This window comes from Microbispora sp. NPDC004025 (assembly GCF_053604425.1).
The window spans coordinates 729,924-745,508 of the sequence record NZ_JBSGHN010000001.1 but is presented as its reverse complement, the minus strand read 5'-3'; the positions used below and the strand labels follow the sequence as shown (position 1 = coordinate 745,508).

Sequence of the window (15,585 nt, the reverse complement as noted above, 5' to 3'; positions counted from 1 at the left end):
GTTCCTCGCCGGTCCGCGGCCTCGCCCCCGACCGGCGACTGCTGGCGCGGAAGGCGGGCGAGCGCGACCCGGCACCCCGGCCCGGCACCTGCGAGAGCGCCTCCCGGCGTGCCAGTCCGGGCGTTTCGACGACGAGAGCATGCGCAGGGGATCGTGAGCGCTGGTAATCGGCGGCCGTCACCCGGCTCGGGCAGGCCGTCGCCTGCCCGAACACGTAGTGTTGCCCGATATGAACCCAATCGTCATTGACGGCGGTCTCGCCACACACCTGGAGACACTCGGCTGTGACCTGAGCGACGACCTGTGGTCGGCACGGCTGCTCGCCGACGACCCCGGCGTCATCCGTCAGGCGCATCTCGACTACTTCCTGGCCGGGGCCGGCGTCGCCACCACGGCGAGCTACCAGGCGAGCGTCCCCGGGTTCGTGCGGCACGGTCTCACGCCCCGGGAGGCCCGCGATCTCATCCGGCTGTCGGTGCGGCTCGCCGTGCAGGCGAGGGACGAGGCCGGGCAGGGATCTGTCGCCGCGAGCGTGGGGCCGTACGGCGCCTACCTGGCCAACGGCGCGGAGTACACCGGTGACTACGACCTGGACGAGGACGGCCTGGCCCGCTGGCACCGGGAACGGTTCGAGCTCCTCGCCGAGGCCGGGGCCGACCTGCTCGCGTGCGAGACGATCCCCTCACGTGCCGAGGCACGGGCGCTCGCGAGGCTCTTGCGCGAGACGCCGTCCGTACGGGCGTGGGTCACCTTCTCCTGCCGGGACGGCGAGCACGTCAGCGACGGAACGCCGTTCGAGGAGTGCGCGGCGGTCTTCGCGGACCTCCCCCAGGTGGTCGCCGTGGGCGTGAACTGCACCGCGCCGCGGTTCGTACCCGAGCTGATCAAGCACGGAGCGTCGATCGTCTACCCGAACTCCGGCGAGACCTGGGACGCCGCGAACCGGCGCTGGCTGGGCCTCGCCGATCCCGTCGAGTTCGGCAGGGCGGCGGCCGGGTGGGCCGCGCTCGGCGCCCGCTACGTGGGCGGCTGCTGCCGCACCACCCCGGCCCACATCCGCGAGATCCGCGCACACCTCCGCTGAACGCGCTCCGCCGACCCACCGCGCCTGAGCACACCCCGCCTGAGCACACCCCGCCTGAAGGCACTCCGGCTGGGGACACCCCGCTCGAGCGCGGCTGCCGCGAGCCCGTCCGGATCGGGCAGCCGCGCCGGCGGACGGCGGTCAGCCCATGGCGGCCGGGCCCTCGGTGCTCCGCGAGGCGAGCGGGATCTCCTTGAGGAACAGTGCCACGATCAGCGCGAGGGCGACGAAGGGCAGGCTGGCGAGGAACACGTCGTCGATCGCGCCGGTGAACGCGACCAGCACGTGGTCCTTGACCGGTTGCGGCAGCCGCTGGATCGCCTGCACGTTGTTGGCGTCCACGCGCCCCGGCGGCATCCTGCCGCCGAACTCCGCGGCCAGGTGATGGGCGAGCCGGTTGGTGAGCACGGCACCCATGATCGCCGTGCCGATGGCGGCGCCCATCATGCGGAAGAACGTCGCCGAGCTCGTGGCCACGCCCATGTCGCCGTGGGCCACGGCGTTCTGGATCGCCGTGACGATCGTCTGCATGGTGAATCCGAGCCCGGCGCCGAAGAGGTACGCGTAGACCGCCACCTGCCAGTACGGCGTGTCCACCTTGATCGTGGACAGCAGCCACATGGCCACCAGGAGGACCGCCCCGCCCAGGATCGGGAAGATCTTGTATCGGCCCGTGCGGCTCATCATCTGCCCGGAGACGATCGACGTGGAGAAGATGCCGAAGACCGCCGGCAGCAGCGCAAGGCCCGACACGGTCGGCGACATGCCCTGGACCGCCTGGAGATAGACCGGCAGGAAGATCATGCCGCCGAACATCGCCAGGCCCGACAGGAAGCCGAAGCTGTTGCCGACGCTGAAGATCTTGTTGCGGAACAGCCGCATCGGCAGGATCGGCTCGGCCGCCCGGAGTTCGACGAACACGAACAGAGCCGCGAACGCCACGAACCCGCTGAGCATGGCCAGCGAGCCGGGCGCGGTCCAGCCGAACTCGCCCCCCGCCCAGTCGAGGTAGAGCAGGAAGCACGACACGCCGGCCACGATCAGCGCCGCGCCGAGGTAGTCGATGCGGTGGCTGCGGCGCGTGAAGGGGATCCGCAGCGCCATGGAGGTCACGACGAGCGAGATCAGCCCGATCGGCAGGTTGATCCAGAAGATCCACCGCCAGCCGGGCCCGTCGGTGAAGAAACCGCCGAGCAGCGGCCCGGCGACACTGGAGGTGCCCCAGACGGCGCCGAAGTAGCCCTGGTAGCGGCCGCGCTCACGCGGCGGGATGACGTCGCCGATGATGCTGAACGCCAGTGCCATCAGACCGCCGCCGCCCAGGCCCTGGACGGCCCTGAACCCGATGAGCTGGCCGATGTCCTGGCTCAGCCCGGCCAGCACCGAGCCGAGCAGGAAGATGCCGATGGCGGTCTGGAAGATGATCCGCCGGCCGTACAGGTCGGAGATCTTGCCCCACAGCGGGGTCGCCGCGGTCGAGGTGAGCAGATAGGCGGTGACCACCCACGACAACTTGTCGAGGCCGCCGAGTTCGCTGACGATGCGCGGCAGGGCCGTGCCGACGATGCTCTGGTCGAGGGCGGCCAGCAGCATCCCGGCGGCCACCCCGGAGAGCACGACCAGGATCTGGCGGTGCGGCAGGTATCCGGGAGCGGCCTGCCGTTCCTCCCGGACACTCATGCCGCCCCCTCCCCCCACGGCTCGGGCCGCGTCGCGCCGGAGGCGCGCAGGTGAGCCGGCCGGAACGCGCTGCGCCCGCCGAATCGCTCGCTCATGCGGCGCACTCGCCGGTGCCGGGAATCCGGCGTCTTCCAAGAGGCGTGCACGGGCGCGTCGCGGCGCCGGGCGGGGCCCATGTGCGGTTCCTGCGTGCTGGCATGCTGTACGCCTTCCGATCCGAACGACGTGTCTTTACGTGCGCGGCGGACAACGCCACGTTACCCGTCCGGTCCGGAAGTATTAGGAATTCTCGCGAGCTGCCCTGGTCATTTCCGTCTTGGCCGCCGCGGCGTACTTGTCGACGTACTCCTGGCCCGACAGCTCCATCAGCGCGTACATGATTTCGTCGGTGACCGCGCGCAGCACCAGGCGGTCGTTTTCCATGCCGTAGTAGCGGGAGAAATCGAGCGGCTTGCCGTACCGGACGCCGGGGCGGATGCCGAACTTGGGAATCGGGCGGCCGGGGGGCATCATCTCGAACGTGTTGACCATCGCCCACGGGATCACCGGTGCGCGGGACTCCAGGGCGAGCCGCGCCACGCCGGTCTTCCCCTTGTAGAGACGCCCGTCGGGCGAGCGGGTGCCCTCCGGGTAGATGCCGAGCACCTGGTTCTCCTTGAGGATGCGCAGGCCGGTGCGGAGCGCCGCCTCGCTCGCCTTGCCGCCGGAGCGGTCGATGGGCACGGTGCCGACGCCGGAGAAGAAGGCTCGGCTCACCAGCCCCTTCACCCCGCGGCCGGTGAAGTACTCGGCCTTGCCCAATGAGATGACCTTGCGCGGCAGGAATCCGGCCCCGAAGAAGTGGTCGGCGAACGACAGGTGGTTGCCGGCCAGAATGACCGGACCCTCCTTAGGCACGTTCTCCACCCCTTCTGCCCAGGGGCGGAACACGAAGCGGAGGATCGGCCAGATGATGGCCTTGACCACCCAGTAGAACACTCGGGCACCCCCCTCGGCTCAGATGTGCAGTCATCTTCGCACGCCCAGCCCTCTCGCACTAACGCTGACCAACGTGGGAGTATCGGGCGGAACACGCCACCGTTTCGCGGAGGTCTCCCATGCCAGTGCTGCCGGGTGCGGAGCCGTACCACCACGAGGGCGGTGAGATCGGCGTCCTGCTCTGCCACGGATTCACGGGCTCGCCGCAATCCCTGAGGCCGTGGGGTGAGCATCTGGCCCGGGCGGGACTGACGGTGTCCCTGCCCCGCCTGCCCGGCCACGGCACGACGTGGCAGGAGATGAGCCGCACCCGCTGGGAGGACTGGTACGCCGAGCTGGACAAGGCGTTCGCCGACCTGCGCGGCCGGTGCGCGCAGGCGTTCGTGATGGGCCTGTCCCTCGGCGGCTGCATGGCGCTGCGCCTGGCCGAGGTCCACGGAGACGCCGTCACGGGCGCCGTCGTGGTGAACCCGTCCGTGGTCAACGACGTGCCGCTGCTGCGGCTGGCCCCGGTGCTCAAGCACGTCGTACGCTCGATCCCGGGGGTGGCGGGTGACATCAAGAAGGAGGGCGCGAGCGAGCTCGGCTACGCGCGGACGCCCGTCCGGGCCGCCGCCACGCTGCCCCGGCTGTGGCGGCTCGTCCAGTCCGACATCGCCAAGGTGACCCAGCCGGTGCTGGTGTTCCACAGCCGGGACGACCATGTGGTAAAGCCGGGGAGCGTCGCGTTCCTGCAGGCGAGGATGGGAAACAATCTGGAGGTCAGAGAGCTGGCGGACAGCTACCACGTCGCCACTCTCGACAACGACGCGCCTGTGATCTTCGAAGGGAGTCTGGAGTTCATCCGCTCCCACGCCTCGGTACCCTTGACCAAGGACTTGTGACCCGGGATCGACGTGACGCCGCAAAGTGACGAGGACGAGGTCTGGCGCCAGATCGTCGCCTCGTTCAACGAGACAGCCGAGGACTCCTCGGCGGAACAGCCATGGCCTGACCGCGAGAACGTCACCGAGGAGACCGGCGCGAACACCGCCGACGGCGCCCCCGGCGACAGGTTCCCCGGCGGCCCAGTTGCCGACAACACGGGTCCCCACGACACGGGGCCCGACGACACGGGCTCCGGTGACGAGCCGGGCGAGGGCCGTGCTCCCGCCCCCGCCGGCGACGACGACCACTACGTCCCGCCGCCCCCGCCGCCTCTTCCTCCGGGGGACGCGCTGAGCCGGCTCTCCTGGCTGGCGCTGTTCGGCGGCCCCGCCTACCTGCTCCTGGCCGCGCTGCTGGACTGGCCCATGGACGGGTGGATCGTGTTCGCCGCGGTGTCGGCGTTCATCGCGGGGTTCGTCATCCTCGTCGTACGCATGGGCGACGGCCCGCCCGCCGACTCCGGGTGGGACGACGGCGCGGTCGTCTGACGCGGGCGCGCGTCCTCACTCGGCCGGCGGGGCCGCCTTCAAGGCGGTGTCACCGGCGGGAGGCGGGCCGAAACGTTCGACGAGGTCGGTGTAGCGGCCCTTGCCGTCCAGCATGTGGCCGACGGCCATGGTGAGGTCGCCGACGTGCGCGACCGCCTGCAGCCGCACCCGGCGGTCCTCGGTGGCCGCCTGGCCGCGCAGCGTGGTCCAGCGCGATCCGTCGTACCGCAGCAGGAAGCCCTCCGCCTCGTGCCCCGGGTCGTACCCGGAGATCCAGAACACGCCGTCGCCGTCGCCGGTGACGGCGTACAGCTCGGCGCGCCGCTCCGGCGGCGTCACCCGCTTCCAGTGCCTGCCGTCCCACTGGAGGACCAGCGGGGAGATGCCGCCGTCGCCCTGGTAGACGCCCCCGACCGCGATCGCGTGCTTGCGGCCGGCGGCGTACACGTCCCGCAGGAATCCGCCCTTGATCTCCGGCAGGCCGGTCTGTTTCCACCCGGCCGCGGTCAGGCGCATGGCCAGGGGCCCGGAGCCGGAGTCGCCCACCGCCCAGCCGTCCGACCGGCCCGCGAGCGCCACGCCGTACATCGCGCCCTCGGGGCCCTGACCGGTCTTCCAGGTCGCGCCCTTGGCCGCGCCGCCGCTGCTCAGCAGGAACGCCCTGCCGTCCCGGCTGCCGACCGCGACCACCCGGCCGGAGGAGGCGGCGACCCCGCCGAGCCAGTCCCCCGTGCGCAGTTGCGGCACGCCGACGCGGTCGAACCCGTCGCGGGTGCCCTTCGCCACGTACGGCAGGCCGTCGTGGCCGTCGCCGACCGTCCAGACCTCGGTGGCGGAGGCGGCGGCGACCGACCGCAGGTGACCGGCGCCGGTGGCGTCACCCCGGATCGGCACCTCGTTCCAGGAGGAGCCGTCCCAGTGGGTGATGACGCCCTGGTTGCGCCAGAAGTCCCAGGCGTTCTGCTGGCCCACGGCCCAGATGTCCCTGGCCGACAGGCCGGCGACGTCGGACAGCGAGCCGTCGGCCTGGAGCCGTCCCGTGGAGGAGCCGGCGTCCTGGGCGAGCTCGTCCCCCGACGGGCCGCGCTCCGCCTGTGCGCGGACGATCCCTGTGTACGCGTGCGCGACCGGTGTGGCGCGCGGGAGGAGCCCGGCCACCAGGCCGGCGGACAGCACACACAACGGCACCGCACGCCGTATGAGGCGGCGGGTCATGAAACGATCGTACGGGTGACCGGGCACTCCCCGTCACACAGCCGGCGAATCCGATCACCGGCGGCGGGGTGCGCCGGAGGGGAGGCGCGTCTCCCGGCCCCGCCGCCAGACCCCAACGTCAGGCCCGGCGTCAGGCCCCGGCGGACGGCGTCGGCACGAGCTCGGCGACGACCGGCCGGTGGTCGCTCGCCGCGGCCAGGTCGCCGGGCGGGGCGTCCGCGCCGCCGCACGACACGATGCTCAGGCCCGGGCCCGCGAAGATCGCGTCGATCCGCACGCGGGGATCGCGGGCCGGGAACGTCGCACCCGCCCTACCGTCGTCCCCCCACCCCGCCGGGCCGCCCGCGGCGGCGAAGCAGTCGGTGTAGCGGCCGCCCAGAAGGCGCCAGACGGGGGCCTCGGGAGTCTCGTTGAGGTCGCCGGCGAGCACCGGCGCGGCCCCGAACTCCCGGGCGGCGCCTTCCAGGAGCGGCACGATCTGGGCCGCTTGGCTCAGGCGCGCCCCCGCCATGAGGTCGAGGTGGGCCGAGCACACGGCGTATCTCTCGCGGTCCTTCTCCACCACGGCGAGCGCGACGGAGCGCCATTCGAGCCCGGCGAACCACCGCAGGCGGTGCCCGCGTCCGCGCAGGAGCCGTACGGCCGGGGCGGTGAGGACGGCGGTCCCGCCCACCCGGCCTCCGGCGGCCACGGACAGGCCGGCGGCGCGGGCCAGCGCCCGCCGCTGCCGCCGCCAGCCCGGCAGGCGCGGCGCCTCCTGCAGACACAGCACGTCGGGCCGCAGGGCGCGGATCACCCGGACCAGCGCCCCGCGGTCGTCCCTGAGCCCCCGGACGTTGTAGGTCGCGACCCGTAGCACGCCGTCAGCGGAGCCTGGCGAGGTCGCCGGCTCCCACCAGCCCGGCCGACGGGCCCATCTCGGCCACCCTGATCTCGGCGAGCGGGCGGTGGCCGCGGCCGGTGAGCCGCGCGGCGAACTCCTCGCGCACCCGGTCGACGAACAGGTCCGCCGCGCCGGAGACGCCGCCGCCGATGATGAAGCAGCCGGGGTCGAGGACCGCGGCCATGTCGGCCAGGCCCTGGGCGAGCCACCCGGCGAGCGACTCGAAGGCGGCCAGCGCCGCCCGGTCGCCGCGGCGCGCCGCCTCGGTCACGTGCTCGCCCTGGATGCCCTCGACCGAGCCGCCGAGCCGCAGCAGGTGCTCGGCGCCCTCGGGATCGGCCTGCGCGTTCTCCTTGGCCTCCATCAGCAGCGAGCTGCCGCTGGCGTACCGCTCCCAGCAGCCGCTGTTGCCGCAGCCGCAGGCACGGCCGCCGGGCACCGCCTGCATGTGGCCGAGCTCGGCGCCCATCCCCCACCGCCCGCGGTAGAGCTGCCCGCCCAGCACGATGCCGCCGCCGATGCCCGTGCCCACGGTCACGCACACCACGTGGCTCTCGCCCCGGCCCGCGCCGAAGCGGTACTCGCCCCAGGCCATGGCGTTGGCGTCGTTCTCGACGACGACCGGCAGACCGACCAGCTCGCCCACCTTCTCGCGCAGCGGCTCCTCACGCCAGGCGAGGTTGGGGGCGAAGCGGATGACCGACCGGGTCTCGTCGACGAAGCCCGCCGCGCCGATGCCGACCGCCTCGACCTCGTGCCGCGTGGCGAGCTCGGTCACCGCGTCGGCGATCGTGAGCGCCATCTTCTCGGGGCTGCCCGCCGGGCTGTGCCGCAGGCCGCGCTCGATGATGGCGCCGTCGTCCCCGACGACCCCGTACGCGATCTTGGTACCGCCCACGTCCACGCCGATGGTCAGCGCCATGCTGTCTTCCTTCCGCCCGAACCGCTCACTCGCGAGCGACGCCGCGCCGATTGAAGCCGATCAAGCCGGGTTGTGGCAATCCCACCGGCACCCGCGCGCGACCGGCTCGTCATCCCAGGTCGATGTGCTCCACCGTGGAGTCGCCGGGCCGGCGCTCCCCCGCCGGGCGTGACGAGGGGCGCTGCAGGGCGTCTACCGCCTGCCGGAAGGCCGCGAAGAGCTCTCCGCCGGCCGCGACCAGATGGCCGGTGACGTCGCCGCCGGCCTCGCGGCGCGCGGCGATGACCCGGCACACCGGGCAGGCCCGGCAGACGTACTCGTCGTGGTCGTCGGAGACGGCCTCGCTCCACACGTCGTCGCCCCGGCCGCCCGCGCCGCCACCGCCGAAGGCGGCCCCGAAGCCGCTCACGCCGCCCTTCACCATCCCCTTGCCGAACTCGCGGCCCATCCGCCGCTGGACCGCGTCCAGCAGCTTCATCGCCTCCTCCGCCGCCGACCCGAGCGGGTCCTGGCTGCGGGGGTTGGTGTCGTTGGAATCCGTCATATCGCCCCTCCTGCCTCGAACCGTACCCGGAGCCGGCCGTCCCGGAGCGCGGCCGAGGAGATCTGGCGCCGGGCGAGGGCGGCGGGCAGGGCGATGACCCGCCGGTAGGACCCGGCGGTGACGATGATGTCGTCCCCCTTGCGGGCGAGGTCGAGGTCGTCGCGGTCGGCGAGCGGCAGGGACAGCGTCAGCTCGTCGGCGGTGAACCTCAGCGGCGGTTCGGCGTCCGGGCGGGCGAAGGGATCCCGGTCTGCGTACATCCTCGCGGCGAGGTCCGCGAGGGCGGCCGTCCCTACCGGCTCCGCCGGAAGATAGGGGGCGGTGAGGACGGGCAGCGGCGCGAACGACTCGTGCACCGTGGCGAGCTGCCTGGCCTGGGCCTCCACCCAGCCCAGCCGCCACTCGTCGGCGCCCTCCGCGGGGAAGACCCGGTTGGCGATCACCGCGTCGACGCGGTAGCCGTACAGGCTGAGCGAGGTGAGCGTACGGCGGGCCTCGGCGACGACCACGGCCTCGGGGGTCAGCACGAGCCGCACGGAGGCGTCGTCGCCGGTGAGCAGCGCGCGCACCTCCAGCAGGTCCCGGTGCAGCCGCTCCCCTGCCGAGACGACCTCGCCCTCGGGCACGCTCACCTTGGCGACGTGCCGGATGACCGGTGACAGCGCTCTCAGCACCCGCCTGCCCACGGGGAGCAGACGGTTGACGTGCCAGTCGAGCGCCTCCGGCAGGGCGAGCAGGCGCAGCGTCTCCGCGGTCGGGGCGCAGTCGACGACGATCACGTCCCAGCGGCCGGTGCGGGCCTGTTCGCGCAGTTCGAGCAGGGCGAGGATCTCCTCGGCGCCCGGCAGGACGGTGATCTCCTCGGAGGTGACCTCGTCGAGGCCGAGCTCCGCCAGCACGTTCCCGGCGTAGTCGCGTAACTCGCCCCAGTGCCGCTCCAGCGACTTCTGGGTGTCCACCTGCTGCAGGTGCAGGCCGGGCGCGGCCTCGACCGGCTCGGCCGAGGGCGGCACGCCGAGCGCGTCGGCGAGGGAGTGCGCGGTGTCGGTGGACACGACCAGCGTCTTGTTGCCGCGCCCGGCGGCGAGCGTGGCGGTCGCGGCGGCCGCCGTGGTCTTGCCGACCCCGCCCTTCCCCGTGAAGAGGAGGACCCTCATCGGCCCTCGACGCGCCGCTTGAGCCCCTTCAGCGCCGTGTCGACGATGACCTTCTCGGCCTTGCGCTTGATCATGCCGATCATCGGGACCTTCAGGTCGACGGCGAGGTCGTAGGTGACCTCCGTGCCGCCGCCGTTCTCGGTCAGGCGGTAGCTGCCGGTCAGGCCCGAGAGCATCCGCCCGGCGTCGACCATGCGCCAGCTCACGCCCGCGTCGTCGTCCCAGTCGTACCCGAGGACGTACTCGTCGCTGATCACTCCGGCGTCGAGGACGAACCGGACCCGGGTGGCGCGGCCGTCCGCGCCCGTCTCCAGGACCTCGGCCTTCTTCACCTGGCCGGCCCACTCCGGATAGGCCGGGAAATCGGCGATGACGGCCATGATTGTCGACCGGCCGGCGCCGATCGTGATGCTCGACGAAGTGCGATCAGCCATGCGCCAACCGTACTTCACCATTCCAGGGCGAAAGGCGTGCCACGGCCGCGGAAATGGCCGACGTTGACGCACTCCGTGCGCCCCACACGGGTCCTGCTGACCAGCGGCTGGTGAACGTGGCCGAACAGCGCGAAACGGGGCTGCGTTCTCCTGATCGCCTCCAGCGTGGCCTCGCTCCCCCGTTCGAACCGCCGGGCCACCACGTCGTACAGCAGGTCGGGGATGGCGGGCGGGATGTGACAGCACAGCACGTCCACCTCGCCGACCGCCTCTACCTTGCGCGCGTACTCCTCGTCGTCGATCTCGTACGGCGTGCGGTAGCGCGTGCGCAGGCCGCCGCCGACGAACCCGAAGGTGAGCCCGCCGATCTCCACCACCTCGCCGTCCAGGACCCGCTGCCCGGGCCGCAGGTGGTCCGCCCACAGGCGCGGCAGGTCCACGTTGCCGTACGTGAGGTAGGCGGGCGTCGGCATGGCGGAGAAGATCTGCTCGTACTGGCGCCGGACCGCCGCCTCCATGACGTCGCGGGGGTCGCCCTCGAGGGAGGCCCACAGACCGGCCGACAGCTCCCGCGCCTCGCCGAAGCGGCCCGCCGCGCGCAGGCCCACGTACTCGCTCGCCTTGTCCGCGCCGAAGAGGTCGGGGAAGATGCCCTGCGAGTGGTCGGCGTAGTCGATGAACAGAAGCAGGTCGCCGAGGCAGATCAGGGCGTCGGCCCCGTCACCCGCGCGGGCGAGCGCGTCGGCCCGGCCGTGGACGTCGCTGACCACGTGGATGCGCATGCGCACATCGTAACGGCCGCTTTACCTAGCACCCGCTTGGGTCACGGAAAGGTGTCGCCCTCGCCGCCCGGGGGACACTGATAGCGTCGATTTGTCCCTGGATAACGCCTGGGTGACGGCTCTACCCGTGCGTAACTTTGCACGGTAGCGTCCAGTGAGACACGAAGAGTGATGCCCGCAACGCGGTCCCGGCACGGCGCTCCGGAGGCCGCGCGGCCGTGCGCGAAGGAGTGACCCGTGCGCGAGTTCAGCGTTCCCGTGCTGGTGGACGTGCCTCCATCCGCGAACTGCACCGACGTGGTGTTCCAGCGCGGCGTGGACGAACCGGACACCGTCGTCATCCGCCGTAAGGAGGGTGAGGATCCGGGCGCACCGTGGACGCCGGTCACGGCCGCGCAGTTCAGGGACCAGGTGGCGGCCGCCGCCAAGGGACTGATCGCCGCCGGGATCGAACCAGGCGACCGGGTCGGGCTGATGTCGCGCACCCGCTACGAGTGGACGGTCGCCGACTACGCCATCTGGGCCGCGGGCGCGGTCGGGGTGCCGATCTACGAGACCTCCTCCGCCGACCAGGTGAAGTGGATCCTGAGCGACAGCGGCGCCAAGGCCGTGATCGTGGAGACGGCCGCGCACGAGGAGACCGTGCGCGAGGCCGCGCCCGATCTGCCGCTGCTGTGGGGGATCGACGACGGCGGGCTCGCCGAGCTTGAGCGGCTCGGCGCCGAGGTGGGCAACGACACGCTGGCCGAGCGCAGGGCGAGCCGCGGCGGCCGCGACCTCGCCACGATCATCTACACCTCCGGCACGACCGGCATGCCTAAGGGCTGCCGCCTCACCCACGACAACCTGCTGTTCACCGCGCGCAACGTCTCCCTCGGGCCGCTGGAGTCGCTGTTCGACGTCGAGGGCCGGGCCGCGCTGCTCTTCCTCCCGCTGGCGCACAGCTTCGCCCGGATCATCCAGGTCGTCCTGATCGAGACGAAGACGGTGCTCGCGCACAGCCCGAACATGAAGAACGTGGCGCCCGACCTGCGGGAGTTCCAGCCCACCTTCCTGCTGGGCGTGCCCCGCGTGTTCGAGAAGGTCTACAACGCCGCCGAGCAGAAGGCCACCGCGGAGGGCAAGGGCAAGATCTTCCACGCCGCCGTCCGGGCCGCGATCGACTGGAGCAAGGCCGAGAGCTCCGGCGGGGCCGGTCTCGGCGCCCGGCTCAAGCACGCGGCCTTCGACAAGCTCGTGTACGGCAAGCTGCGGGCGGCCACCGGCGGCGCGCTGACGGCGGCGGTCTCCGGCGGCTCGGCCCTCGGCGAGCGGCTCGGCCACTTCTTCCGCGGCGTGGGCATCGAGGTGTTCGAGGGCTGGGGGCTGACCGAGACCAGCGCGCCCTCGACCGTCAACATCCCCGGCGCCAACAAGATCGGCACGGTCGGCAAGCCGTTCCCCGGCGTGAGCGTCCGCATCGCCGACGACGGCGAGATCCTGGTGAAGGGCCGGCACGTCTTCGACGGCTACTGGAACAACGAGCGCGCGACCAAGGAGGTCGTCGACCCCGAGGGCTGGTTCCACACCGGGGACGTCGGCAGCCTCGACGACGACGGCTACCTGAGCATCACCGGCCGCAAGAAGGAGATCCTCGTCACCGCCGGCGGCAAGAACGTCGCGCCGGCGCCGCTCGAGGACGCCATCCGCGCGCACCGCCTGGTCAGCCAGGTGATGGTGGTCGGCGACGACAAGCCGTTCATCGGCGCGATCATCACCCTCGACCACGAGGCGATGGAGCAGTGGAAGCAGGCCAACGGCCGCTCCGGCGCCTCCATGGCCGAGCTCTGCTCCGACCCCGGCGTCGTCGCCGAGGTGCAGCAGGCCGTGGACGACGCCAACCGGATGGTCTCCAAGGCCGAGCAGATCAAGAAGTTCAGCATCCTCGACATCGAGCTGAGCGAGGAGACCGGCCACGTCACCCCGAAGCAGTCGATCAAGCGGCACGTCGTGACCCGGGACTTCGCCAAGCAGATCGACGAGCTGTACGGCGGCTGACCTCGGGGGTGGCCCGGCCGCGGACGCCGCGGCCGGGTCGTCGCGCACGACGCGTCCACGGGTGAGTCGGGCGACGTACGGCGCCCCAGTTCTCCGGCACGGCGGCCGGGCGCTGAAACTTTCGGACAGCCGGAACCGGCACGAAAGGCATGCCGAACAGGCTTTCCAGGAGTTCGTTACGACTAGCCGTTCACGGCGTCCGGTGCGGGGCGCCGAAAAATATCGCGCCGACATCGCAATGTTGCGCTTCGCCTGGTTATGCTCCCAACGCATCCATGATCGGCGACTGGAGAGGGACGGGCGATGGGTGACAGGGTCGGCGGCTGGAACTGGACGCACCGCGATCCCGACTATCTCCCCCCGGAGGTCGACACGACCAAGCCCAGCATCGCGCGGGTGTACGACGCGTTCCTGGGCGGCAAGGACAACTTCGCGGTGGACCGCGCGGTCGCCATGGAGGGCATGCGGCACTTCCCCGACCGCGGTGAGGGGGCCCGCAACAACCGCGCCATGCTGTTCCGCGGCGTGAAGTACATGGCCGAGCAGGGCATCGACCAGTTCCTCGACATCGGCTCGGGCCTGCCCACGATGGACAACACCCACTCGGTCGCGCAGCGCATCAACCCCGCCGCGAAGGTCGTCTACGTCGACAACGACCCCATCGTGCTGGCCCACGCGCGGGCGATCCTGCAGACCGACGAGCGCACCCGCGTGATCACCGCGGACATGCGCGAACCCGAGGTGATCCTCAACCACCCCGACGTCGAGGGCTTCCTCGACCTCTCCCGTCCCGTCGGCCTGCTGCTGGTGGCCGTGGTCCACCATCTCGCCGACGCGGAGGACCCGAACGGCCTCGTGGACGCCTACAAGGCCCGCCTGGCTCCGGGCAGCTACATGCAGCTCACCCACTTCTGCTCCTGCGCGCCGGAGATGCGCGAGCTGGAGGCCGTGCTGCTGCAGATGCTCGGCACCGGCAGGGCCCGGGACATGCCCGAGATCGTGCGGTTCTTCGACGGCCTCGACCTGGTCGAGCCCGGCGTCGTGCACGTGCCCGAGTGGCGTCCCGAGGAACCCGTGCGCTATCCCCTCGACCTCGGCGGCATCTGCGTCGCCGGCGGCGTCGGCCGCAAACCCTGACCATACGGCCGCGATCCGGCCACCGGGGCGACACCCGGCGAAGGGTCCGTTCCCGGCGGTGCCGGGAGTGAGACGTCCACCGCGCCCGCCTGTCCAACCATTGGGCCCTTCGTTAGGTGTCGCTCCTGTGGTCCCGTTGCGCCACGTGTTGGGATTTATGCGTGACCCCCCACCACACGCACCAGTGGGGTCGCGCCCTTAGCCCGCGTAAGGCCTGCGGCTCCCTGTGGTTTTCCTACGCGAGGAGTCATATGTTCCGGCACACCCGTCGGCTCCAGTTCGAGGCCAAGCCCGAAAAGCCCGACCCGGTATACGCGCGCAAGCTCCAGGAGCTCATCGGCGGCGCCTTCGGCGAGATGACCGTGACGATGCAGTACCTGTTCCAGGGCTGGAACTGCCGCATGCCCGGCAAGTACAAAGACCTGATCATGGACATCGCGACCGAGGAGATCGGGCACGTCGAGATGCTCGCCACGATGGTCGCCCGCCTCCTCGAGGGCGCGCCCTCCACGACGGTCACGAAGATGGCCGCCGCCGATCCCGTGCTCGGCGCGGTGCTGGGCGGCATGGATCCCCAGCAGGCCATCGTCGGAGGCGGCGGCCCCATGCCCGCCGACAGCAACGGATACCCCTGGAACGGCCGCTACATCGTCGCCAGCGGCAACCTCCTGGCGGATTTCCAGGCCAACGTCGCGGCCGAGGCGCACGGCCGGCTGCAGACCGCCCGGCTGTACCACATGACCGACGACCGCGGCGTGAAGGACATGCTGAAGTTCAACCTCGCCCGCGACACCCTGCACCAGAACCTGTGGCTCAAGGCGATCGAGGAACTCAGAACGGACGGCCTGGAGGACGTCGTCGTGCCCAACGCGCTGTTCGACGAGGAGCACGCCGAGCACGCGGAGACGATCTGGGACCTCTCCGACGGCACCGAGGCCCAGTCGGGCGGCTGGGCCGGCGGGCCGCAGCCGGACGGCCGCCACCAGTTCGCCTATCTCCTCAACCCGGAGCCGCTCGGGGGGCCCGCCATGGCGCCGCCGCCCGACCCCAAGCTGTACGACACCTACGACGGCAGCATGGGCGAGCCGCAGGGCCCCGCCCTCGGCACCGAGGTGGGCCCCATCGGCAAGCTCAAGGACAAGCTCACCTGACCGGCACCTGACCGGCCTCCGCCGAGCCCCGTCCGTCCTTTCACCGATCGTCCACGCACTCCTCGGCCCTCGCGCCGCTCCGCGCGCGTGCCGTACCGCGTCCCGGCGCCCGGTGCCGCCCGGCCACGAGCCGCGCCGCACCGGGTCCGGGTCTGCCGCCCGTCCA

Annotated in this window: 15 protein-coding genes; 6 read left to right on the top strand and 9 right to left on the bottom strand. The window is 71.9% G+C overall.

Features of this window, described 5'->3' with window-relative positions:
- The first annotated feature begins 229 nt into the window (after nt 1–229).
- Nucleotides 230–1,084 (top strand): homocysteine S-methyltransferase, encoded by an 855-nt coding sequence (gene mmuM, locus ACWEQG_RS03670; RefSeq protein ID WP_452281425.1) that lies wholly within the window; start codon nt 230–232, stop codon nt 1,082–1,084.
- Nucleotides 1,085–1,225: 141 nt separating this feature from the next.
- Here the strand turns inward: mmuM and ACWEQG_RS03665 are convergent, their stop codons facing one another.
- Nucleotides 1,226–2,764: an MDR family MFS transporter gene (locus tag ACWEQG_RS03665; RefSeq protein ID WP_452281424.1), complete on the bottom strand. Its 1,539-nt coding sequence runs from the start codon at nt 2,762–2,764 to the stop codon at nt 1,226–1,228.
- A gap of 279 nt (nt 2,765–3,043) precedes the next feature.
- Entirely contained in the window at nt 3,044–3,742 is a 699-nt protein-coding gene (locus tag ACWEQG_RS03660) for a lysophospholipid acyltransferase family protein (protein WP_346225689.1), read from the bottom strand.
- Nucleotides 3,743–3,861: 119 nt separating this feature from the next.
- On the opposite strand from ACWEQG_RS03660, the gene ACWEQG_RS03655 reads away from it, so the two are divergent.
- Together ACWEQG_RS03655 and ACWEQG_RS03650 are read left to right on the top strand one after the other, a co-directional pair.
- Nucleotides 3,862–4,626 carry an alpha/beta hydrolase gene (locus tag ACWEQG_RS03655; RefSeq protein WP_452281422.1) on the top strand — a complete coding sequence of 255 codons (765 nt, stop codon included), beginning with the start codon at nt 3,862–3,864 and terminating at the stop codon, nt 4,624–4,626.
- A 12-nt stretch (nt 4,627–4,638) separates the two neighbouring features.
- Nucleotides 4,639–5,157, top strand: coding sequence for a hypothetical protein (locus ACWEQG_RS03650; RefSeq protein ID WP_363469394.1), 519 nt, complete (start codon nt 4,639–4,641; stop codon nt 5,155–5,157).
- A 15-nt stretch (nt 5,158–5,172) separates the two neighbouring features.
- Here the strand turns inward: ACWEQG_RS03650 and ACWEQG_RS03645 are convergent, their stop codons facing one another.
- From ACWEQG_RS03645 to ACWEQG_RS03615, 7 genes are all read right to left on the bottom strand, one after another.
- On the bottom strand, nt 5,173–6,372 hold the full coding sequence (locus ACWEQG_RS03645) for a hypothetical protein (RefSeq protein ID WP_452281420.1): 1,200 nt from the start codon (nt 6,370–6,372) through the stop codon (nt 5,173–5,175).
- Nucleotides 6,373–6,502: 130 nt separating this feature from the next.
- The gene (locus ACWEQG_RS03640; RefSeq protein WP_452281418.1) at nt 6,503–7,231 is read right to left on the bottom strand and encodes an endonuclease/exonuclease/phosphatase family protein; all 729 of its coding nucleotides are present in this window, start codon (nt 7,229–7,231) and stop codon (nt 6,503–6,505) included.
- A gap of 4 nt (nt 7,232–7,235) precedes the next feature.
- On the bottom strand, nt 7,236–8,177 hold the full coding sequence (locus tag ACWEQG_RS03635) for an ROK family glucokinase (RefSeq protein ID WP_452281416.1): 942 nt from the start codon (nt 8,175–8,177) through the stop codon (nt 7,236–7,238).
- A 109-nt stretch (nt 8,178–8,286) separates the two neighbouring features.
- Nucleotides 8,287–8,721: a hypothetical protein gene (locus ACWEQG_RS03630; protein WP_452281415.1), complete on the bottom strand. Its 435-nt coding sequence runs from the start codon at nt 8,719–8,721 to the stop codon at nt 8,287–8,289.
- Nucleotides 8,718–9,878 (bottom strand): ArsA family ATPase, encoded by a 1,161-nt coding sequence (locus ACWEQG_RS03625; protein WP_452281414.1) that lies wholly within the window; start codon nt 9,876–9,878, stop codon nt 8,718–8,720. The genes ACWEQG_RS03630 and ACWEQG_RS03625 overlap by 4 nt, the downstream gene beginning before the upstream one ends.
- On the bottom strand, nt 9,875–10,312 hold the full coding sequence (locus tag ACWEQG_RS03620) for an SRPBCC family protein (RefSeq protein WP_363469406.1): 438 nt from the start codon (nt 10,310–10,312) through the stop codon (nt 9,875–9,877). The genes ACWEQG_RS03625 and ACWEQG_RS03620 overlap by 4 nt, the downstream gene beginning before the upstream one ends.
- Before the next feature lie 14 nt (nt 10,313–10,326).
- Entirely contained in the window at nt 10,327–11,094 is a 768-nt protein-coding gene (locus ACWEQG_RS03615; protein WP_363469408.1) for a metallophosphoesterase family protein, read from the bottom strand.
- 237 nt (nt 11,095–11,331) lie between these two features.
- Here ACWEQG_RS03615 and ACWEQG_RS03610 point away from each other — a divergent pair, with 237 nt between their 5' ends.
- The 3 genes from ACWEQG_RS03610 (at nt 11,332) to ACWEQG_RS03600 (ending at nt 15,419) form a co-directional block, all read left to right on the top strand.
- A complete protein-coding gene (locus tag ACWEQG_RS03610; RefSeq protein WP_452281412.1) occupies nt 11,332–13,131 on the top strand; it encodes an AMP-dependent synthetase/ligase in 1,800 nt (599 codons plus the stop codon).
- Between the two features lie 303 nt (nt 13,132–13,434).
- Entirely contained in the window at nt 13,435–14,268 is an 834-nt protein-coding gene (locus ACWEQG_RS03605; RefSeq protein ID WP_452281410.1) for an SAM-dependent methyltransferase, read from the top strand.
- 251 nt (nt 14,269–14,519) lie between these two features.
- On the top strand, nt 14,520–15,419 hold the full coding sequence (locus tag ACWEQG_RS03600) for a manganese catalase family protein (RefSeq protein WP_452281408.1): 900 nt from the start codon (nt 14,520–14,522) through the stop codon (nt 15,417–15,419).
- Nucleotides 15,420–15,585: the final 166 nt, after the last annotated feature.

Bases quoted from the DNA above. Each gene is read 5' to 3' on its own strand.
- mmuM (WP_452281425.1), top strand. From the start codon at position 230: ATGAACCCAATCGTCATTGACGGCGGTCTCGCCACACACCTGGAGACA.
- ACWEQG_RS03665 (WP_452281424.1), bottom strand. From the start codon at position 2,764: ATGAGTGTCCGGGAGGAACGGCAGGCCGCTCCCGGATACCTGCCGCAC.
- ACWEQG_RS03655 (WP_452281422.1), top strand. From the start codon at position 3,862: ATGCCAGTGCTGCCGGGTGCGGAGCCGTACCACCACGAGGGCGGTGAG.
- ACWEQG_RS03645 (WP_452281420.1), bottom strand. From the start codon at position 6,372: ATGACCCGCCGCCTCATACGGCGTGCGGTGCCGTTGTGTGTGCTGTCC.
- ACWEQG_RS03635 (WP_452281416.1), bottom strand. From the start codon at position 8,177: ATGGCGCTGACCATCGGCGTGGACGTGGGCGGTACCAAGATCGCGTAC.
- ACWEQG_RS03630 (WP_452281415.1), bottom strand. From the start codon at position 8,721: ATGACGGATTCCAACGACACCAACCCCCGCAGCCAGGACCCGCTCGGG.
- ACWEQG_RS03625 (WP_452281414.1), bottom strand. From the start codon at position 9,878: ATGAGGGTCCTCCTCTTCACGGGGAAGGGCGGGGTCGGCAAGACCACG.
- ACWEQG_RS03620 (WP_363469406.1), bottom strand. From the start codon at position 10,312: ATGGCTGATCGCACTTCGTCGAGCATCACGATCGGCGCCGGCCGGTCG.
- ACWEQG_RS03615 (WP_363469408.1), bottom strand. From the start codon at position 11,094: ATGCGCATCCACGTGGTCAGCGACGTCCACGGCCGGGCCGACGCGCTC.
- ACWEQG_RS03605 (WP_452281410.1), top strand. From the start codon at position 13,435: ATGGGTGACAGGGTCGGCGGCTGGAACTGGACGCACCGCGATCCCGAC.
- ACWEQG_RS03600 (WP_452281408.1), top strand. From the start codon at position 14,520: ATGTTCCGGCACACCCGTCGGCTCCAGTTCGAGGCCAAGCCCGAAAAG.